Genomic DNA, 19,282 nt, shown 5'->3' with positions numbered 1-19,282 from the left:
AGTTACTTAAAATTAATCAGTAAGAGAACTATCGCAAGTCCTAGCTGCATTTATTAATCAAAAAAAGCACCAAATTCAGCCGTAGTACTAACTGAATTTAGTGCTTTAATTGTTTACTTTATTTCAATGTTAATTTCGTAACCACTTCAACATGAGAAGTCTGCGGGAACATATCTACAGGCTGCATGTACTCTACTTGATAAAACTTGTTCAAAATATTAATATCCTTAGCGAGTGTTGATGGATTGCAGGATACATAAACTATTTTCTTTGGTTTTGCTTTTAGGATGGTTTTTAGCAAGCCATCATCGCAGCCTGTGCGTGGTGGATCGACAACAATCACGTCTGCTTCAAAGCCATCTTCAATCCAGCGTGGCAGGACTTCTTCTGCTTTGCCGACTTCGAATGAGATGTTTGCACGATCGTGACGAATCGCATTTTCTTTGGCATCTTCAATCGAATCTTCAATCGTGTCCATGCCGCGGACTTCTTCTGCATCTTCTGATAGCCAAAGACCAATGCTTCCAACGCCGCAATAGGCATCAACCACTTTTTCCGTTCCAGTGAGTGCTGCCGCCTTTTTCACTTCTTCGTAAAGCTTAACCGTTTGGATTGGGTTGAGCTGGAAGAAGGTACGAGCTGATAACTCATAAGAAAGGTCACCAAGTGTTTCATTAATCACCTGTTCTCCAGCTAGGTGAATCGTTTCCTTACCAAAGATAAGTGACGTATCTTCGTTGTTTATATTTTGGACAATCGATTTAACCTCTGGAAGCTGTCCATGAATTAGTTCAATGATTCGATCCTTTTTCGGTAATTCTGATGTGCTGGTAACGAAGACCACTTGTACTTCTCTGCTTTCGAAACCGACACGAGTGATCACTGTGCGGACAGCACCTTTTTTCGTTTTTTCATTATAAATCGAAATGCCTTCATTTTTAAGAATCTTTTTAATGACTCGTGTCACTTTATTGCTGGCTTTATGCTGCACCAAACAGTTCGGGATATCGATTAGGTTATGAGAATTTATTCCGTATAGGCCGGCGATGATGTTTCCATCGCGGAATCCTACTTGATATTGACTTTTATTCCGGTAATTCCAAGGATCTTCCATACCGATGGTCGGACGGATTTCGACTTGGTCAGCTGTACGGCTTGAGTGACGTTCCATTGCTTGCAGAACAAGATCACGCTTTTCAACAAGCTGTTGACTGTAATCTAAATGTTGAAGCTGACACCCACCGCATTGGTCATAAATGGGACAAGGTGGTGCGATCCGGTGAACAGATGGCTTGCGAATGTTTTTGATTTTAGCTTCTGTGAATTTCGGATGAAGCTTGGTTGCTTCTACAACCACTTCTTCGCCAGGAAGGGCACCTGGTACGAAAACGACTCTCTTTTTAAAATAGCCTACGCCTTCACCATTAATGCCAAGGCGTTTTATAGTTAATGGGAATGTTTGTCCCAGTTCGAGTTTGATGTCTTCTGAATTTGTCATTTCTTATCACTCCGTTTTTCAATGCTTCTCCATAAATAAAGAGACGCATAACTTAGGTATGGAGACCAGCTTACACTGTATTTCTCCATTTCCTCCTGTGTTGGTTTTTGCTGCAGTCCAAATAATTGCTTTATTGCGTTTTGAATCCCGATATCTGCTTTAGGAAACAGATTTGGACGGCCTACTCCAAACAATAAAAAGTTTTCCGCAGTCCATTTTCCGATGCCGCGAATCTTCGTTAATATCTCGATAATATCTTGGTCCGAATTCTGTGCAAGCTGTTCTAGATCAAGACAACCTGCCGTGATTTCCTGAGATAGCCCAATCACGTATTCTGCTTTTCGTCCACTGAACTGAATGCCTCGAAGCTGTTCAACAGTCAGGTTAGCTGCTGTTTCAGGTGATGGGTAAAACCAGGCTCCATCGAGCTCAAAGCCGAAAGTCTTCACATAGCGTTCGGTCAAGGTATGTGCAAAGGCCAAGTTTAGCTGCTGATGGACGATACACTTTACGAGACAGCTGTAGTAATCAAAGTCGAGTACAATCGGAGTGCCGCGATGGTCTGTAAATAACCCCTTTAAATCCGTATCTTCAAAATGGGTCGAAATGTTCTGCAAGGGCTGATGAAAGTGAAAGACCTTTTTTAAACGGGTCATTCCTTGTTCTATATACTCCGTTTTACCGCTGATTGTAAATAAAGGGTCATCTGTACTCCCTTCAGCTTTTAGGGTTAGAACAACTGGCTTTCCTTCTATATATAACGGAACCTTTACAGTGCGTTCTTCTCTGTTGATTACATGAAGAGGGTCGAGCGCTAAACGCTCTACTACTAAATCGAAATCATAAGGCGGTTGAACCCTAATTGTTTTCGTCCACATAGTATTCCTGCCTTTAACAGTTTTCCCCGTATTATATCATGTTTCCTCTTTAATTACTTCCCAATACGATAGACAACATAATCCCGATTAGTTGTTCCAATATTTAAAATATTTAGGTATAATTAACCAAAACTTTACCAAGGAGATTTTTATGGCACTCTTTACAAAGTTATTAATGAATTTAATCTTTTGGTTCTCAATAGCTGTGATTATTGTTCTCGCAGCCCTTATTCCGAGGGAAACCACCTTTGAGCGAATTGGCACAATTGATCATATGGCATGGGATTTCAGTTGGAAGGCATATGGAGAGAATATCGTGAATTATTATAGGGACGTGAAAGAAAACAAAAGTCTTGGTACCACTCAATTTAAAATCCCTGTAGAGACTGAGTTGCAGCATTATGGCCTCCGTAGTCTTAAAATTATGATACCTGCATTCTTTCTCAGTATTATTCTCGGTATTCTCAAAGGTGTCTATGATTATACCTATCAAAAAGGTCCTTTGAAAATTTTCGGTACATTCACCACCTGGCTTGGGCAGTCGATTCCAGACTTCTTTATCATCTTCTCTGTTCAAACATTCTTCTTCTTCCTTATGACCCAAGGACTCATTAAGATTGATATGTATGGTGATGAACAATGGTATAACGTCATCATGCCGATACTTTTTTTAAGTATGTATCCGGTCTCTTTAATCGCTAAATATACAGCTGAAGCCCTTGAAGAAGAGGCACAGAAGGATTATATCCGAACCGCACTCTCAAAAGGTGTACCACGAAGAATAATTATATGGAGACACGCCCTGCGAAATTGTTATCCAAAACTACTGCTTCACTTTATGCCAGTCGTCATGACACTGCTGTCTGCTATGCTCGTAGTCGAGTTTTTGACCATGTATCGTGGAATTGGCACAAGGCTGCTGTCTATTCTTGCCATTCAGACTAAAATGCTGCCAGGTCAGCCGCTTCCAATCGATCCTGGTGCTTTTATCGGGTTTAGCTTTTTAATTCTTTTTGTTCTTTTAATTGTCCAATGGATCGACTCCATCCTAACTCATTTTTTAACGAAGCATAAAGAGGAGGCTGCGTCATGAACCGAAATTGGTCGTTATGGCTAGGTAGCCTCGGCTGTTTTATCTTTTTGATTATTATCATTTTAGGTCCGAATTTTCCGGGCGTAGATGCTCAACTAAAGCAGAATTTTTATTGGAAAGATCTTTTCAATATTCCTATATTCTCTCCCGATGCTGATTTTCCATTTGGGTCAGACCGAAAAGGTGTAGATATGTATAGTGCACTTATTATTGGCACCCGTTATACGTTACTGACTGTTTTAAGCATCAGCATTATTGCGTTCTCACTCGCACTCGTACTAGGGGCAGGGGCTGCTCATAAACCCGGGATTCACTGGTTATTAAAGACTTGGAATGGAGTATTTTCTAGAATTCCTCTTCTCTTTTTGGTCATCTTCTTTGCCACCATCCCTTATTTCATATTTTCCCCACACCGCTTCTATTATCTTGTTGGGATCATCATTTTGATTGAAACTGGGAAATTAGGTGAATTTGTAAGAAAAAGCATACTGATTATCCAATCGACCGACTATTTTCAATCGGGAGTGGTCATGGGAACTGGTTTTTGGGGTTTGTTTAAATGGTACTACTGGCCAAATTGTTTCTCACAATGGCTCTCCCACTTTTTCAGCCATGTCGGCAGTATCCTGTTTCTACTCGGCCAGCTAGGGATTTTCAATATTTTTTTAGCGCAAGCCATGATTCCAATCGGAGGAGTTCCAGGGGGACTTGCTACTTATGAATTCCAAAATACATTACCCAACTGGGCGACTTATTTATCCAATTTTTATTTTGACATTGATCCAGCCCCATGGATTCCACTATCAGCAGCTGCTTTTATAACTGCAGCAATGCTCTCCTTCCACGCTCTTTCAGACGGAATTCGAAGGCATTACGTAAATCAGCTTCCCAAAGGTCAGCCAAAATTACATGCATTTATAGAAAAACAAGCTCAGAAATGGCGAAAGCCAGCCTGAGCTTGTTTTTCTATATGAATGAGGGGGGTATATGGTTAATCTATTCAACATAAAATGATTTATTCCCATCTGAGCCCTTTAATTCAGCCATTCGATCCCCCTACCTAAAATGACTCGCTTTTTTGATCCTAACGGAAATCTCGGGGGGGATTTTGATTGATTTGGTGCTGGACAATATGATAATCCCGTCTGGAAGCGACTTATTCCCGTCTGACACATCGTTATTCCCGTCTGGAATAGGCTTATTTCCTTCTCGAGTAGCCTTATTCCCGTCTGAGCCTTTATTTCAGTCACTTAATACCCCCTACCGTATCTAATGATTCGCTTTAATCTCGGGGGAAATTTTGATTGAATTGCTGCTGGAAAATGTGATTCTCCCGTCTATAAGTGGTTAGAGCAACTTACCCCCAATACTGTTTAATAAAGCATTGGCGAAGTCAGCTGTTGATCAATCATTAATTGATCAAGACTTTTAAACACGTATCCTTGTTTTTTTAAATCGGTAATAATGGAGTCTAAGGCTTCGGCATTATCCTTAGACACGGTATGCAACAGCAAAATGGCTCCCGGATGAATCTGCTTCATCACTTCATCATACGCATACTTGGCTCCTCGTTGTTGATCAACAACCCAATCCCGGTAAGCAAGTGACCAAAATACATGGGTGTAGCCTTCTTTCTTCGCTACCGCCATCGTTCGTTCATTAAATACGCCTCGCGGTGGACGAAGGTAGTTCATCGTTTGCTGTCCGGTTAATTTTTCTGTTTCTTCTTTCACTCGTCTTAACTCTTGGCGGATTACTTCGTCTGACGAACGGCTCATATCTGGATGTGTCCATGAGTGATTCCCCACAATATGATTTTCTTTTACCATTCTTACAACCAACTCAGGTGCTGTTTTTAAGTAATGGCCTGTAATAAAAAACGCGGCTGGAACATGCTGACGACGCAGTACATTTAAAATATCTCCTGTATATCCATTTTCATAGCCGTTATCAAACGTTAAATAAATCTCTTTTTTTCTAGGATCACCTTTGTAAATAGCCGCAGATTTTTTAATCATGTTTTCAAATTTCGGACCAGCATCGGCAGGTTGTCCATTTTTCCCTTTATTAAAGCCCCATCCATACGAATCGGCAGCTGCACTTGCAGTAACTGGCAGACACAAACAGATCGCCAAAGTCAAAATACTGATTTTCTTCAATATTGTGTTCCTCCCAATTTCTTTTTTCTCTTATTGTTTGAAGAAGGGAGGATCCTATACATTTTCATAATAATAAAAGCCATTCCTCATTTGAGAAATGGCTGAAAGATTACCCATTTTATAAATGAGTATGAGTTCTATTTATTAACGCTCTAATACCCCGCCAAATAAGGACAAATGCAAACACAATTACCACAACGACACCAAGTGTGGTCAATACAACCTCTATGCTGGCAAAAATGGTTCCAGCTAAAGCAAGCTTGATTAAGGCAAATCCGGCTAACATAGCTGCAAAGAAAACTACTGTAAGCGAATCCATAGGTATCCCTCCTTTCTCTTCACTATATGTTGCATTTAGTTTCTGCGCGTCAATAAAAGTAAAAACTCTAGAAATAAAGCAGATTTTCTGCATATACCTCTATATAGGGGGGATTCTAATGGCGCACTTTTTGATTGTTACGATTGGATTTATTATATGTCTCGGTTTACTTGGGTGTGTTTTTTTCTTTGCCTTAAGATCTGGACTCGATCGCAGTGATTCATCACGAATCGATCCATTTCCCATTATTGAAAGTAAGGAAGTGGAGGAGAAAAAAGAAGAGTAAAAAAAGAAGCGCCAAACCATGGCGCTTCTTTCATTTAACTAAAGACAGGTTCTTTAAATTTAGACAGCTTTTCAAGTGATGACTGATCGACATCCCGATGTAAACTATTTCCATGAGAATCCATGGTAACAACTGCAGTAAAACCTTCTACATTTAAATGCCACATCGCTTCCGGGATACCAAATTGCATGAGATCAACACCCTCAACTGATTTGATACAGTCTGCATAGTACTGAGCAGCACCGCCTATTGCGTTTAGATACACACCGCCATGTTCTTCTAAAGCGGCAAGGGTTTTCGGTCCCATACCGCCTTTACCAATAACAGCCCGAATTCCGAAACGCTTCATAATATCTCCTTGATATGGTTCTTCACGAATACTCGTTGTCGGACCAGCAGCTTTAACATGCCACTTGCCTTCATTATCCTTAAGCATAACCGGACCGCAGTGATAAATGATTTGTCCGTCTAAATCAACGGGAGAATCATTTGTAGATAGATATTTATGGATGGCATCACGCCCCGTGTACATACGACCGCTAATATGCACCACATCGCCAACCTTTAATTCACGGATTTTCTCTTCTGTAATAGGCGCTTGAAGGACAATTTCGCGGCCTGTATCAGCAGGCTTTTCAGATGTTGCAGCCATTTCAAGGCCCGCACTTTCAAGTTCTTTCTCAGCAGCAAAATCAATCGTTTCCCCTTCTTGATAAAGCCATTCATTAATAGCTCCTGTTTCTGCATGAACTTCTACGCCCAACCGACGGAAAGCCCAGCAATTATACGCTACAGATACAAAGAAACTAGCTGGGATACGATGCATAATGCCTATTTTACAACCTAGCAGCGTAGTTTCCCCACCAAAGCCCATCGTGCCAATGCCTAATTCATTTGCTTTCTCAACTATGTATTCTTCTAATTTCCGTAGATCTTCGTGTGGGTTTACATCTTCTGAGTTTCTGAAAAGCTGCTGTTTAGCAAGATCATAACCAGCCGATCGGTCTCCGCCAATTCCTACTCCAATAAACCCAGCACTACAGCCCTGGCCCTGCGCCTGATAAACAGAATGGAGGATACATTTACGAATCCCATCTAAATCACGGCCAGCACGTCCTAGTCCTTCTAATTCACAAGGTAGACTGTATTGGATATTTTTATTTTCACAGCCGCCGCCTTTTAAAATAAGACGGACATCTATATAATCTTTTTCCCATTGCTCAAACTTCATCACCGGTAAGCCAAGTCCTAAATTATCACCGCTGTTTTCTCCAGTTAATGAATCAACAGCATTCGGGCGCAGCTTTCCAGCCTTCGTTGCTAAAATAAGTGCATTTTTTATTGCTTGTTTTATTTCCAGCTGATTAACACCAACCGGAGTCTTAATTTTAAAGGTCGGCAGTCCTGTATCCTGACAAATTGGAGAAACATTGTCATCTGCCATTGTAATATTCTTAGTAATTGTCGCTAAACTCATTGCGGAACGAGTTCCCGAACTTTCACGTGCTTTTGCCGCTTTAATTGCTCTGCGCACATCTTTTGGAAGATTTGTTGAAGTTTCAACGATTAAGCTATACATGCTTTCTTGAAATTTCTCAATATTCATCCTGCTCTTCCCCCTAAAAATTATCTTTGCAAAACGGATAATCTACCTGCGATTACGAATGCGCTTACTTGGCATACCCGTTTTATTATACAACTAACATACTATTTCGAAAAGAAGACAAAATTATGAATTGAGGGTTATTTAAGAAATGGTAAAAGAGAAGAGAGGCAAAAACGTTTTATAAAAAAAAGCCCCGCGTCACCCAAATGGTGACACGAAGCTGTTTTCTCATGTTTTAACTGGCAATACATATATTTAATTTATTCACTGCGTTTTTTAAATTGCTCTATTTTTGTTTCTAGTTCATCAATGATCGTAATTAGACGATCGATATCATCAAGTTCTGTAGTTTCAGGATCAATATTTTCAAGAACCTCCAGGAACATCGCCAGGCGCTCTTTTAAATAGCTCAGTTGGTCGTCTTTTTTATAGATGGATTTTCCCATGGGGCACTCTCCTTTCATTGTTCTTCTATCGTACCGAACAAAAGGAAAAAGTTCAATACCTCTTACACGTATGATTTCACATTGACATTATTTCTCGGTAGTCCATAATGAGTAGTGCCATCTTATGTAAGGAGAAACCATACAATGACACTATTGAAAAATCAACCACTTAAAATCACCCCGTTACATGATCCATGGGAAGCCTATATGGATATAGAACAATACGGCAAGATGACATTGACTAATATTGAGTTTACAACGACTACGCTATGCAATATGCGCTGTGAGCATTGTGCTGTAGGATATACGCTGCAGCCTAAGGATCCAAATGCGCTGCCAATAGAATTGCTTCTTCAACGTCTTGAAGAAATTCCTTCCTTACGTTCGCTCAGCATAACCGGCGGTGAACCGATGCTTTCCAGAAAAAGTGTAAAAAATTATGTTGTCCCCCTTCTGAAGTATGCCCATGAAAGAGGTGTACGGACACAAATCAATTCAAATCTGACTTTGGATCTTGAACGTTATGAAGAAATTATTCCCTATCTAGATGTTTTACATATTTCGCATAACTGGGGAACGCTCGATGAATTTATTGATGTTGGGTTCGCCATGATGGACCGGAAGCCTACGCGAGAACAACGAGCAAAACTATTCGATAAAATGATTACCAATTCACGCGCTTTGACCGAAGCGGGAGTACTTGTCTCTGCAGAAACTATGCTCAATAAATCAACGCTTCCTTATCTTGAACATATCCATAAACAAATTGTTGAGGAAATGGGTTGTCAGCGACATGAAGTGCATCCAATGTATCCAAGTGATTTTGCTTCGGCTTTAGAAACACTTCCATTACCTGAAATGCGGGAAGCGATTCATCATTTACTTGATATTCGTGATGAAAATACGTGGATGTTATTTGGCACACTTCCGTTATACCCGTGCAGCAACGATCCGGAAGACCTTAGGCTGCTTCAAAGACTATATGACAGCAAGAACGTCACTGTTCGAAATGATCCCGATGGCCGCTCTCGTTTGAATGTTAATATTTTCACTGGTGATGTAATTGTGACCGACTTTGGAGATGCACCAGGGCTTGGGAATATAATCAATCAACCGCTGACGGAGTCGTATGAAACGTGGATGAAGTCAAAACTTGCAAAATCACTGAGTTGCCATTGTCCCGCCGTTAAATGTCTAGGACCAAATGTACTCGTTAAAAATGCTTATTATCCGGAGATAAACTTTTTAGAAAACAAATCAAACATCTAACAAAAACAGGGCCTGCTTAGGTCCTGTTTTTTAGTAGGTTAGCGTGGCTGCTGGGCAGCGGTAAAACTAAAAGTTAGATGATCTTGAATTGGAATCCAAGCACCTATTCCTTGGGAAGTGATGTTTTTAATGTCAATTGTTCGTGTATTCCCTTTTAGGATTAGATATACCTCGCCATATGTGACCTTCCCCTTCTCATTGATTGCAGGCACGTAAGCATTTAGGTAGCCTAGACGCTGCGAAGGAACATTATATGTCTGGTCTTTTTTTGTACCGCCTCCAATAATTGTCTCAAAGGAAAGAGGCAAATTGGTTTTTTCAGATGCTTTAAGCAGCATCATTTTTTGTACATCTGCAGTAGCAGGTATTTTTGCAGTCAGTCCACCACGAATTACTTTTTGAGCTTGTTGATTATAATGAAGTGGATAGATGGTATCTGTGCCGCGATTGTCAAAAAAATTGGTATTCACTTGCTGGTACTCCCAATTAGGAGACGTTTCCGTTGATTGGTAATTTAAAGCCCAGTGACCTAAATAGATGGTAGCCCTGTATCCAATAACCAACGGAGCTTTTGATATCGCCGTTTCATTCAGCATATGAATGAGTTCTGGGTTTTCAATCTTAATATCAGTTGTTTTTATTAATGACTTTGCAAACTTGCTGGGCATGAGATACGGCAAATCCTGAGTCGGATTTGGGTATGTATTTTCCTTAGCAATATTTAAGACAGAAGACGGAATCTTTGTCTTACTCGCCTCAGGAGCTTTGTTTGAAGGTGCAGTTTCTGCAAAGGTCTGTTGTCCAATCAGCAGCAATATCAACATAGCAGCTAAACATATAAATCGTTTCATGTGGCACTCCCTTTAAAGAGTAGTCAATTTTGTTTTTAGCTTCTGCCAAGTCCGTCCATCTTATGCACGTTAGATAAAAATTTTAACTTTTTTATTAACTGAATATTTACAAAACTTTATATATGTTATATACTGACTTTACCTTAATATGAAGGAGGCGAAGCTCGTTCGTAACACATCTAAGTCTAGGAGGAATGCTTATAGAGACAATTCCCTGCTACCGATGCTTACTTATACTAACGAAATTCGCTGGTGATACTTAAATAAAAGGATGGTGACATTCTAGAATAACTTGTTCATTGCATGTATTTTTGGTACGTATTAGTACGATAAGCTGCTAACCATAAAGTTAATAATCATGTACAAGAATAATGTTCATTTTGGATAATTAAATGCTCGTATTACTAATATAAAATGGCTCTTACTGTAGGTTTTCATACAGCAAGAGCCATTTTTGTTCTTTTATTAAAAAAACCAGCCTGCATGCACAGGCTGGTGATGAACCCTAAAGTAAATAAAAACCAATTCCCATAATGACATAAGCTGCAAGCAGTGTAAGACCTTCAAACCAGTTTGTTTCTCCATCGTTAGAAATACTAATCATTAGTAACACCGCAGTGACCATAGCTATTAGCTCTGGAAGTGTAAAAACAAGCGGCATGGATGTGGAAAACAACAAGGAAATGAGCACAAGTACTGGTGCAACAAACATTGCAATTTGCAAGGTCGATCCTACTGCTATCTCTACCGTAATATCCATCTTGTTTTTATATGCCATGACTAAAGCTGAGGCATGCTCTGCTGCGTTTCCGACAATCGCAACAATGATTACCCCGATAAACAGCTCAGACCAGCCAAAACTTTCTCCAACCTCGCTAAAGGTATGAACTAAATGTTCAGATACATACGCCACTGCTACAGTCGCAGCTGCCAATACTAGTATCGCTGTCTTCTTGCTCCATTCTGGTACCTCTTCTTCATGATCGGGTTCACGCACACGTTCAGTTGGCTGATACACCCCACGATGAGTAACCAGTTTAAAGAATAAGGCAGCTAAGTAAAGTAAGATTAATACCACAGAGATTCCTATGCTTAACGACATCGTCTCTTGTTCGTTCATATTAACCGAAAAAACCTCAGGAATCACAAAAGCCACAACTATAGCAAAAATCAATAGGCCAGCATTGTGCCTGGCATCATAGACATTGAACGTTTGTCTTTTGTATTTTGTTCCACCGATAAAAAAAGACAAACCTGCAACTAATAATAAGTTTCCTAAAACGGAACCTGTCAGCGATGCTAACACTACACCGACTAATCCTGCTTTTAACGAGTAAATAGAAATAATTAATTCAACCGCATTACCAAATGTTGCGTTAAGTAATCCTCCAATTCTTGGGCCTAACACAATAGCCAAACTTTCTGTGGCTCTCCCCATAAAACTGGCAAGAGCGATTATAGTTAAGCAATAAATGACGAACATTAACACACTCGGCCACTGCAGCAATGCACCTGCAACTGATAATGGTACCCCTACACCTACAAGAATTAAAAACAATTTATTAATCATCGCTTCAATCTCCATTTTACAAATTTTACACATTACTTTTATGTATTTTTACTATATTCCCTTTTCACTATTGTATAATCCACTTAATACGTAAAAAATTATACATATCAAGGAGAACTTGGGGATGAATCAAAAATTATTAATTAGTATTTTAATCGGACTCGTTGGAATCTCAGGATTTTCTCAAGGAATGCTTTTGCCCGTAATAGCAATCATATTTGAAAATAATGGTGTTAGTTCTTCTTTAAATGGGCTGCATGCAACAGGACTATATATAGGGATTTTACTCATTTCACCTTTGATGGAAGGTCCGCTTAGGAAATTTGGTTACAAACCGTTAATTGTTGCGGGAGGACTTACTGTCATTCTTTCTCTTGGATTGTTTCCTATCTGGCAATCCTTTTGGTTTTGGTTTGTTCTTCGTCTCTTGATCGGAATTGGTGATCACACGCTCCACTTTGCTACGCAGACTTGGATTACAGCGATTTCACCTTTACAAAGACGTGGGCGGAATATCGCTATTTATGGTCTTTCCTTTAGCATAGGCTTTGCTGTCGGACCTTTAATGGCTAAACTTCTGGAGATAAGTGAAGCACTGCCGTTTATTATCTCCAGCTTTATGAGCCTTTTAGTCTGGACGAGCGTCTTTTTCTTAAAAAACGCCTTTCCTGATCAAGACCATGATATTGAAACATCCTCATTTTTCGGTACACTTAAACGTTTCACTAAAGTCAGCCGATACGCATGGGTAGCCTTTCTTCCCCCATTTAGTTATGGTTTTCTTGAGGCTACACTTAACGGCAGTTTTCCTGTCTACGCTTTACGTTCTGGACTTGACCTTTCAAGTGTCTCTATTATTATTCCAGCATTTGCTGCCGGTAGTATCATTTCGCAAATACCACTTGGTATGCTAAGCGACAAATATGGGCGGCATAAGATTTTGATGATTATTATGTTCACTGGTTTTTTAATTTTCACTATCGCAGGCTTCGTTGATCAATCTACTGCAGGGTTATTTACTTGTTTTTTTGCTGCTGGCATCATGGTTGGATCTACTTTTTCTTTAGGAATCAGTTATATGGCCGATTTACTTCCATCAAACCTATTACCAACTGGAAATCTTTTGTGCGGTATTTTTTTCAGTTTAGGAAGTATAACAGGACCTTTCATTGGCGGTATCATCATTCAATTTTTAGAAGGAGGATTTTTCTTCGTCATGAGTTCCATGCTGCTAATTATTTTTATTTCATTAGGATTATTTAAAGAAAAAGGTACAGAGGAGTACAGCATTAGTAATACCAGATAGAAACTATATGTAGAGTAAAGGCTGACGAGAAATATCTCGACAGCCTTTGAAAACCTTTAATGGTATGCATTTTTCCCATTAGCTGATCCACTTGTCTTATTCTTAGAGTGCTTCTTTCCCTTTTTCTTTGTGCTGCTTTTCGCCATTTTTTTAACCCCCTAGTTGAACTCCTCTTAGTATGGCTTTTCATAAGGAAACTCAACACAGAAATCAATGGTTGACTACTCACATTTTGGATTATTCCTTTCACTTCTCATGGCATTTAATTCACCGCCGATAATAATAATTATCCCGGATAAATAAAACCAAATCATTAAGACAATTATTCCGCCAAGACTTCCATAGGTATTTGCATAATTACCGTAGTGTTCTACATAAAACGAAAACCCCCAGGAAACGATGCCTAACCCGAAAGTTGCAAACACAGCACCAGGAAGGACAGTCAAACATTTCAGTCGTTTATTAGGAGCAATCCAGTAAAGAACCGTAAAGACTAACAACACAATAAGAAGGGTTATGACCCACCTTAACGCAAACCATACGGACAAGAATTCACTGCTCATCCCTAATGCATCAAAGAGAAAGAGACCAATTTGTTTTCCAAAAACGGGAAGCATGAGGGCAATAACAAAAACAAATAACATAGCCAGTGTCAGCAAAATCGAAACGAATCTCGCCACGATATAATTTCTCGTCTCAGGTACATCATAGGCTCTATTAAAAGCTTTAATAATAGCGTTTAACCCATTTGAAGCTGACCATATGGTTCCTAAGATTCCTAAGGAGAGCAGTGGTCTGCTTCCTTTCATAATCTCTGTTAAATTATCTTCAATTAATTTCATTGATTCGGGCGGAGCAAAACTGCCAATCGCGTTAAGGATATCGTTTTGTGAAATTGGCAGGTAAGGTAAGAGAGTAACCAGAAAAATCAGCAAAGGAAATAAAGACAATAAGAAAAAATAAGCCAATTGGGAGGCCATCCCCACTGCGTCATCTCCATGTATCCGCTTCATCAGTTTAACTAAAAAGGATTCATGCACCCAGTCAAAATTACTGGACATATCTCACCTGATTTCTGCCCGTTATTTTATAGCGTTGTTTCTTTTTGTGGAATGTCTGTCGACGACGTATAGCTACCTTTATCTTGTTCAAACGATTCCTTCGTATCGATTACCATCTTGACTAATTGAGAAGGCACCTCTTTAAACTCATCCACTTTGTCCGCAATGAAAGCAACATCATCTGATATTTTCTCAACTGTACTCCTCATTGTTCCGGTTGCTTCTTTCACCTGATTCAGTACACCATCTGGATGTAATAAAAAGTTTTTGACTCCCGAAGCAAAGGATCTACCATTGACTGCCACTGAGCTTCTTGTATCCTTATCAAATAAACTTATTACCGCACCTGCCAGCGCACCTAGTAATACTGCTTTCGTAAATTGACTGTTCTTTTTATTCTCATTGAAATGTTGATTCATCACTTTGTCCTCCTTTACTATATATCCATTTTTAGAAATTTATTCTTTAAGTATATCGCATCTGTCCACATTTATTTTATATTATCATTGACTAAAAGGCTAAATGAACCATTTGTTTTCATTGACTTCTTCAACTAATCATGAAAAAATGGACATTATTGAACCCTTGATGCGAAAGGAAGAAGAATAATGGATTTGTCTACTAACACACCCGAAACCATCGAATACATGGTGGATGAAATTAAAACAAAGCTAAAATTCATGAATTTCGGTGCGATTAAATCCACCAATTTCAATTCTGAAATGTACGAAGAACTTCGTGACATTTATGAAATGGTCATGAGAAAAGGTAATTTCAGCCCAAGAGAGATGGAAGCCATTGCGGAAGAGCTTGGCCGATTAAGAAAATAACTTTAACTTAAACCGTCCCGTATAACCGGAACGGTTTTTTTGTAGTATCTTTCGAGAGCCTTGGAATATACCATCGCTCTCATTATTTTGTTATAGTTGTACCATAAATCAGGACATAGAAAAAAATAGGAGTGAAAATAATGCTCGAACGCAGAATTCCAATCAGCGTAGCAGAAGCTGTTACTAAAATCATTGATAAAAAAGGAATCGGAGAAAAAGAGTATGTCACCATAGCAGAATGTCAGGGGCGTTTTTTAGCTGAGGATATTGTCGCCACTCATGATGTACCTCATTTCAATCGTTCCCCCTATGATGGATTTGCTCTTCGATCTGAAGATACCACATTTGGTTCGCTTACAAATCCACTAGAATTTGAAGTAATTGAAGAACTTGGAGCAGGAATGGTTTCTTCGAAAACTGTGCAAAAAAACCAAGCTGTACGAATTATGACAGGTACCCAAATGCCCGAAGAATGTGATTGTGTGATTATGCTTGAACTTACAAAAGGCTATGAGAAAGCTGGGAAGAAATATATTTCTTTTAAACGATCCATAAAAAAAGGTGAGAATGTTTCTTTTCAAGGTGAAGATGCTAAGACAGGCGACGTAATTGTCAAAAAAGGAAGTCAGATTAACCCAGGAATGAAAGGTGTATTGGCCACATTCGGTTATGCGGAAGTTCCTGTGGCAAAAAAACCGTTAATTGGACTTTATGCAACTGGTTCTGAATTATTAGAAGTACATGAACCGCTTCAAGCTGGGAAAATCCGCAATAGTAATGCCCATATGATTGCTGCTCAGATTTCTAGAGCCGGCGGTGAAGTTGTATACTTTGGCCAATTGGCAGATGAACTTGAAACGAGTTACCGTGCCATTTCAGTTGCGATTGATCAGGTTGACATTCTAATTACTACAGGTGGTGTGTCGGTAGGAGATTATGACTTCCTTCCCGACATTTATCAAAAATTAGGAGCAGAAGTTCTCTTCAACAAAGTAGCCATGCGGCCAGGGAGTGTCACCACGGTAGCTGCACTTGGGAATAAATTATTATTCGGACTTTCCGGAAATCCATCTGCCTGTTATGTTGGCTTTGAATTATTTGTCAGGCCGATTGTCCGCTCTCTTTCTTTCTGTGATACACCCCATCTACGTAAAGTACAAGCTTACTTAGGAACAGATTTACCAAAAGCCAACCCTTTCCACCGCTTTGTCCGCACTACCTTAACTTATCAAGATGGCAGGCTCGAAGTAGTACCGAGCGGGGTAGACAAATCGAATATTATTATGAGCCTGGCTGGGGCAGATTGTTTAACGATTCTCCCAGGCGGGACCCGCGGTTTCCAAAAAGGTGACATGGTAGAAACCTTATTACTTGATGACCAGACAGGAAGTAGTTGGCCGTGGTAGATACCATTGTTTTTCAAATTGTTGGATTTAAAAATAGTGGGAAAACCACACTCATTAAAAACATGATTCATGTACTGACCAATCAACAAATTGAAGTGGCAGTCTTAAAACATCATGGTCATGGCGGGATACCCGATATTGGCGAAAATGATTCTGAACAACACTTTTCAGCAGGTGCAACTGCTTCAATGGTGGAGGGTGCTGGAACCATTCAGTTATTATCACGAATGAGTAAAAATGAACCTCCCTCTGTACCCGCCCTGCTTGGGGTACTGCGTTTTTTTGAGCCGCATGTCATATTGGTTGAAGGCTATAAACGTGAAATCTACCCAAAGGCTGTAGTTATCAAAGAGGAAAGCGACTTTAGACTGTTAAAAGAACTAGATAATATTCAAGCAGTTATCGCTTGGCCAGATTGCTATCAGAAAGCGGCCGATCTCGTTTCAAAACCCATCTTGGTATTCCAGCTCGGGGAAACAGATTTCTTCGATTGGTTCCTAACAGAATATTTTCAGTAACTAAAAAAGATCATTCTGATGAGAGAATGATCCAGACTGTAGACAAACTCAGGTGAAAATCGAGTCTTGTCTACAGTTTTTTATCTTCTAAAATGAGGTGAACAAGCTGGTCTAATGCGACCATTTCAAGCTGACCACGTTGAATTAAATGGGTTTTCAAAAGGATCCTTATCAAGTTTATTTTAAAATAGAACGGATTTGACTTTTGAGATTGCATTTAGAAAGGCAGTTGATTGCAGTGAAAGGCGTGAAGACTCCTGCGGGAATAGCAGGACAGGTGAGACCCCGCAAGAGCGTAAGCGATGAGGAGGCTCACCGCCTGCCCGCGGAAAGCGAAACGCCTGGAATGGAAATCAACGTACCATTTGGTCCGCAAAATGGAAGAAGCCCTGGATTTTTCTTTCATTTATGATCTGGTCAAGGATGATCTGTATTGGGAAGTATGCCGGCCTAGAAAGATGCCATGAACAGTCTTTATAAGCCAGAAAACCTCCATGAAAAGTGTTCATAACTCAAAGAGGTCCGGAATGAAACATTCCTGACCTCTTTTGTCGACAAACTGGATCATTCTGATGACAGAATGATCTTTTTATTATAGTCTGCACTTTATTCCTGCTCGGTTAAAATAAGCGGCCCATCTTTCATAATGGCAATAGTATGCTCATATTGCGCAGAGTACCCTCCGTCTGCAGTTGAAGCTGTCCAGCCATTTGGGTTTCGTATTGCTTTATAGGTTCCGACATTTACCATCGGTTCAATAGTAAAGACCATTCCTTCTTTTAGGCGGAGACCTTTATTCGGCAGTCCGTAATGTGGAACTTCAGGACTTTCATGAATTACTGTTCCTATTCCGTGACCAATAAAATCACGAACAACCGAGAAACCTTCAGGCTCTACATAGGATTGAATGGCATGGCCAATATCGCCAATCCGATTCCCTGGAACAGCCTGAGCGATTGCTTTATACAACGATTCCTTCGTTACATGCAATAAATGATCGATTTCTTTTGAAACAGTGCCTGCCTTATACGTCCAAGCAGAATCTGAAAGAGCACCATTATAGTTAACTACCATATCAATGGTTACAATGTCTCCATTTTTCAAAGGTGTTTTCCTTGGATACCCATGACAAATTTCTTCATTTATACTTGCACACGTTGCATATTTATAACCTTTATATCCCTTTTGTTCCGGTTTTGCACCGTGTTTTTTCAAATACGCTTCAACAAATTCTTCTATTTCCCAAGTAGTTACACCAGGTTGAATTAACTTCGCTATTTCTTTATGTGTTGCAGCTAGCAGCTTGCCCGATTCATGCATAGCTTCGATTTCACGTTCTGATTTTAATACAATCACACCTGACACTTCCTTTTTCAATGAACTATCTCTATTTTACTTTAAAAATGAGTAGATATGAATATCCGTTTAAATTAATCCTTCATCCCTTAAACGCAAAAAAAACCCGGAATTCCGGGTTTTTTCTATTTTTTTATACTTCAAGAAGTTTTAATGATTCACGATTAAAGGCCGGCAGATCATCCGGAGTTCGGCTGGTAACGAGTTGGTTCCCGCAAACAACCACTTCCTTATCCGCAAACTTGACTCCCGCATTTTCTAAATCCACTTTAATCGATGTAAATCCTGTTGCATCCCGGCCCTCAAGCACTTTTGCTGTAATCAACAGCTGTGGACCATGACAGATAGCAAAAACGGGTTTCTTTTCATCCATAAATGCTTTTGTAAAAGCAACAAATCGATCATCTGCACGAAGTTGATCAGGAGAAAATCCTCCAGGAATTAGTAATGCATCGAAGTCAGCTGGGTTCACTGAATCAATAGATTTATCAATTTTCACTTCTGTTTTATCTGTTTTACCTACTACTGTTTTTCCGGCTTCTTTCTCAATGGTTATCACCGTATGTCCTGCTTCTTTATATGCTTTTACAGGCTCTGTATATTCTGAATCCTCAAAGTCATTGGTTATTACACAAGCAATTTTTTTACTCATATCTGCATCCTCTCCTTCTTAAAAATTATTGTCTCTCTTACTTCTATTTTTCCCGGTTATGATAGCTTTAAACATTTTATATTGATGTGCATTACTTAATCTAGTGAACTAATTAATAAATAACTAAGTAAAGGAAATTCAATAAAATCTTTTCAAATCGCTTATTATCATATATAGT

The 19,282-nt window shown here is 39.5% G+C and carries 20 protein-coding genes; 8 read left to right on the top strand and 12 right to left on the bottom strand.

Annotation, left to right across the window (positions count from 1 at the left end; translation table 11 throughout):
- Positions 1-118 precede the first annotated feature (118 nt).
- Together rlmD and MHI18_RS14345 are read right to left on the bottom strand one after the other, a co-directional pair.
- Positions 119-1,498, bottom strand: coding sequence for a 23S rRNA (uracil(1939)-C(5))-methyltransferase RlmD (gene rlmD, locus MHI18_RS14350; protein WP_340848307.1), 1,380 nt, complete (start codon positions 1,496-1,498; stop codon positions 119-121).
- Positions 1,495-2,376, bottom strand: coding sequence for a DNA-3-methyladenine glycosylase family protein (locus MHI18_RS14345; RefSeq protein ID WP_340848305.1), 882 nt, complete (start codon positions 2,374-2,376; stop codon positions 1,495-1,497). The genes rlmD and MHI18_RS14345 overlap by 4 nt, the downstream gene beginning before the upstream one ends.
- Before the next feature lie 151 nt (positions 2,377-2,527).
- Here MHI18_RS14345 and MHI18_RS14340 point away from each other — a divergent pair, with 151 nt between their 5' ends.
- Both MHI18_RS14340 and MHI18_RS14335 read left to right on the top strand, forming a co-directional pair.
- Positions 2,528-3,469 carry an ABC transporter permease gene (locus MHI18_RS14340; protein WP_340848303.1) on the top strand — a complete coding sequence of 314 codons (942 nt, stop codon included), beginning with the start codon at positions 2,528-2,530 and terminating at the stop codon, positions 3,467-3,469.
- Positions 3,466-4,425 (top strand): hypothetical protein, encoded by a 960-nt coding sequence (locus MHI18_RS14335; protein ID WP_340848301.1) that lies wholly within the window; start codon positions 3,466-3,468, stop codon positions 4,423-4,425. Before MHI18_RS14340 ends, MHI18_RS14335 begins: the two co-directional genes overlap by 4 nt.
- A 417-nt stretch (positions 4,426-4,842) precedes the next feature.
- Here MHI18_RS14335 and pdaA read toward each other — a convergent pair whose 3' ends face one another.
- Together pdaA and MHI18_RS14325 are read right to left on the bottom strand one after the other, a co-directional pair.
- Positions 4,843-5,604 carry a delta-lactam-biosynthetic de-N-acetylase gene (gene pdaA / locus MHI18_RS14330; RefSeq protein ID WP_445670036.1) on the bottom strand — a complete coding sequence of 254 codons (762 nt, stop codon included), beginning with the start codon at positions 5,602-5,604 and terminating at the stop codon, positions 4,843-4,845.
- A 142-nt stretch (positions 5,605-5,746) separates the two neighbouring features.
- Positions 5,747-5,947, bottom strand: coding sequence for a hypothetical protein (locus MHI18_RS14325; RefSeq protein WP_340848299.1), 201 nt, complete (start codon positions 5,945-5,947; stop codon positions 5,747-5,749).
- A gap of 118 nt (positions 5,948-6,065) precedes the next feature.
- Here MHI18_RS14325 and MHI18_RS14320 point away from each other — a divergent pair, with 118 nt between their 5' ends.
- Positions 6,066-6,233: a hypothetical protein gene (locus MHI18_RS14320; RefSeq protein ID WP_340848298.1), complete on the top strand. Its 168-nt coding sequence runs from the start codon at positions 6,066-6,068 to the stop codon at positions 6,231-6,233.
- A 34-nt stretch (positions 6,234-6,267) separates the two neighbouring features.
- Here MHI18_RS14320 and MHI18_RS14315 read toward each other — a convergent pair whose 3' ends face one another.
- Positions 6,268-7,839 (bottom strand): fumarate hydratase, encoded by a 1,572-nt coding sequence (locus MHI18_RS14315; protein WP_340848297.1) that lies wholly within the window; start codon positions 7,837-7,839, stop codon positions 6,268-6,270.
- A gap of 260 nt (positions 7,840-8,099) precedes the next feature.
- Complete coding sequence (locus MHI18_RS14310) at positions 8,100-8,285, bottom strand: SE1561 family protein (RefSeq protein ID WP_040373823.1); 186 nt, start codon at positions 8,283-8,285, stop codon at positions 8,100-8,102.
- Between the two features lie 144 nt (positions 8,286-8,429).
- Between MHI18_RS14310 and yfkAB the strand changes: the two genes are divergently transcribed.
- Entirely contained in the window at positions 8,430-9,554 is a 1,125-nt protein-coding gene (yfkAB, locus tag MHI18_RS14305) for a radical SAM/CxCxxxxC motif protein YfkAB (RefSeq protein WP_340848296.1), read from the top strand.
- A gap of 38 nt (positions 9,555-9,592) precedes the next feature.
- Here the strand turns inward: yfkAB and MHI18_RS14300 are convergent, their stop codons facing one another.
- On the bottom strand, positions 9,593-10,405 hold the full coding sequence (locus tag MHI18_RS14300) for a YfkD family protein (protein WP_340848295.1): 813 nt from the start codon (positions 10,403-10,405) through the stop codon (positions 9,593-9,595).
- A gap of 505 nt (positions 10,406-10,910) precedes the next feature.
- A complete protein-coding gene (gene cax, locus MHI18_RS14295; RefSeq protein ID WP_340850294.1) occupies positions 10,911-11,975 on the bottom strand; it encodes a calcium/proton exchanger in 1,065 nt (354 codons plus the stop codon).
- Between the two features lie 124 nt (positions 11,976-12,099).
- Here cax and MHI18_RS14290 point away from each other — a divergent pair, with 124 nt between their 5' ends.
- Positions 12,100-13,281, top strand: coding sequence for an MFS transporter (locus MHI18_RS14290; protein ID WP_340848293.1), 1,182 nt, complete (start codon positions 12,100-12,102; stop codon positions 13,279-13,281).
- Between the two features lie 221 nt (positions 13,282-13,502).
- Here MHI18_RS14290 and MHI18_RS14285 read toward each other — a convergent pair whose 3' ends face one another.
- Entirely contained in the window at positions 13,503-14,342 is an 840-nt protein-coding gene (locus tag MHI18_RS14285) for a YihY/virulence factor BrkB family protein (protein WP_340848292.1), read from the bottom strand.
- A gap of 26 nt (positions 14,343-14,368) precedes the next feature.
- Entirely contained in the window at positions 14,369-14,761 is a 393-nt protein-coding gene (locus MHI18_RS14280) for a YtxH domain-containing protein (RefSeq protein WP_340848291.1), read from the bottom strand.
- Between the two features lie 189 nt (positions 14,762-14,950).
- Here MHI18_RS14280 and MHI18_RS14275 point away from each other — a divergent pair, with 189 nt between their 5' ends.
- The 3 genes from MHI18_RS14275 to mobB all read left to right on the top strand — a co-directional run bounded on the left by MHI18_RS14275 (position 14,951) and on the right by mobB (position 17,096).
- Positions 14,951-15,172 (top strand): DUF1128 domain-containing protein, encoded by a 222-nt coding sequence (locus tag MHI18_RS14275; RefSeq protein ID WP_040373817.1) that lies wholly within the window; start codon positions 14,951-14,953, stop codon positions 15,170-15,172.
- A gap of 140 nt (positions 15,173-15,312) precedes the next feature.
- A complete protein-coding gene (locus MHI18_RS14270; protein ID WP_340848289.1) occupies positions 15,313-16,578 on the top strand; it encodes a molybdopterin molybdotransferase MoeA in 1,266 nt (421 codons plus the stop codon).
- Entirely contained in the window at positions 16,572-17,096 is a 525-nt protein-coding gene (mobB, locus tag MHI18_RS14265; RefSeq protein ID WP_340848287.1) for a molybdopterin-guanine dinucleotide biosynthesis protein B, read from the top strand. Before MHI18_RS14270 ends, mobB begins: the two co-directional genes overlap by 7 nt.
- A gap of 606 nt (positions 17,097-17,702) precedes the next feature.
- Here the strand turns inward: mobB and map are convergent.
- Positions 17,703-18,452 carry a type I methionyl aminopeptidase gene (gene map, locus MHI18_RS14260; RefSeq protein ID WP_340848285.1) on the bottom strand — a complete coding sequence of 250 codons (750 nt, stop codon included), beginning with the start codon at positions 18,450-18,452 and terminating at the stop codon, positions 17,703-17,705.
- Positions 18,453-18,585: 133 nt separating this feature from the next.
- Positions 18,586-19,104, bottom strand: a complete 519-nt coding sequence (locus MHI18_RS14255; RefSeq protein ID WP_340848284.1) for a type 1 glutamine amidotransferase domain-containing protein — start codon at positions 19,102-19,104, stop codon at positions 18,586-18,588.
- Between the last annotated feature and the right edge of the window lie 178 nt (positions 19,105-19,282).

Origin of the sequence: Peribacillus sp. FSL H8-0477 (assembly GCF_038002765.1) — a bacterium.
In the GTDB taxonomy this organism is placed as follows: Bacteria; Bacillota; Bacilli; order Bacillales; family DSM-1321; genus Peribacillus.
This window is presented reverse-complemented; position numbering and strand designations above follow the sequence as displayed.

What these genes read in the sequence shown, in the direction of transcription:
- rlmD (WP_340848307.1), bottom strand. Translation starts at nt 1,498, where the DNA reads ATGACAAATTCAGAAGACATCAAACTCGAACTGGGACAAACATTCCCA.
- MHI18_RS14345 (WP_340848305.1), bottom strand. Translation starts at nt 2,376, where the DNA reads ATGTGGACGAAAACAATTAGGGTTCAACCGCCTTATGATTTCGATTTA.
- MHI18_RS14340 (WP_340848303.1), top strand. Translation starts at nt 2,528, where the DNA reads ATGGCACTCTTTACAAAGTTATTAATGAATTTAATCTTTTGGTTCTCA.
- MHI18_RS14335 (WP_340848301.1), top strand. Translation starts at nt 3,466, where the DNA reads ATGAACCGAAATTGGTCGTTATGGCTAGGTAGCCTCGGCTGTTTTATC.
- MHI18_RS14325 (WP_340848299.1), bottom strand. Translation starts at nt 5,947, where the DNA reads ATGGATTCGCTTACAGTAGTTTTCTTTGCAGCTATGTTAGCCGGATTT.
- MHI18_RS14320 (WP_340848298.1), top strand. Translation starts at nt 6,066, where the DNA reads ATGGCGCACTTTTTGATTGTTACGATTGGATTTATTATATGTCTCGGT.
- MHI18_RS14315 (WP_340848297.1), bottom strand. Translation starts at nt 7,839, where the DNA reads ATGAATATTGAGAAATTTCAAGAAAGCATGTATAGCTTAATCGTTGAA.
- MHI18_RS14310 (WP_040373823.1), bottom strand. Translation starts at nt 8,285, where the DNA reads ATGGGAAAATCCATCTATAAAAAAGACGACCAACTGAGCTATTTAAAA.
- yfkAB (WP_340848296.1), top strand. Translation starts at nt 8,430, where the DNA reads ATGACACTATTGAAAAATCAACCACTTAAAATCACCCCGTTACATGAT.
- MHI18_RS14300 (WP_340848295.1), bottom strand. Translation starts at nt 10,405, where the DNA reads ATGAAACGATTTATATGTTTAGCTGCTATGTTGATATTGCTGCTGATT.
- cax (WP_340850294.1), bottom strand. Translation starts at nt 11,975, where the DNA reads ATGATTAATAAATTGTTTTTAATTCTTGTAGGTGTAGGGGTACCATTA.
- MHI18_RS14290 (WP_340848293.1), top strand. Translation starts at nt 12,100, where the DNA reads ATGAATCAAAAATTATTAATTAGTATTTTAATCGGACTCGTTGGAATC.
- MHI18_RS14285 (WP_340848292.1), bottom strand. Translation starts at nt 14,342, where the DNA reads ATGTCCAGTAATTTTGACTGGGTGCATGAATCCTTTTTAGTTAAACTG.
- MHI18_RS14280 (WP_340848291.1), bottom strand. Translation starts at nt 14,761, where the DNA reads ATGAATCAACATTTCAATGAGAATAAAAAGAACAGTCAATTTACGAAA.
- MHI18_RS14275 (WP_040373817.1), top strand. Translation starts at nt 14,951, where the DNA reads ATGGATTTGTCTACTAACACACCCGAAACCATCGAATACATGGTGGAT.
- MHI18_RS14270 (WP_340848289.1), top strand. Translation starts at nt 15,313, where the DNA reads ATGCTCGAACGCAGAATTCCAATCAGCGTAGCAGAAGCTGTTACTAAA.
- MHI18_RS14255 (WP_340848284.1), bottom strand. Translation starts at nt 19,104, where the DNA reads ATGAGTAAAAAAATTGCTTGTGTAATAACCAATGACTTTGAGGATTCA.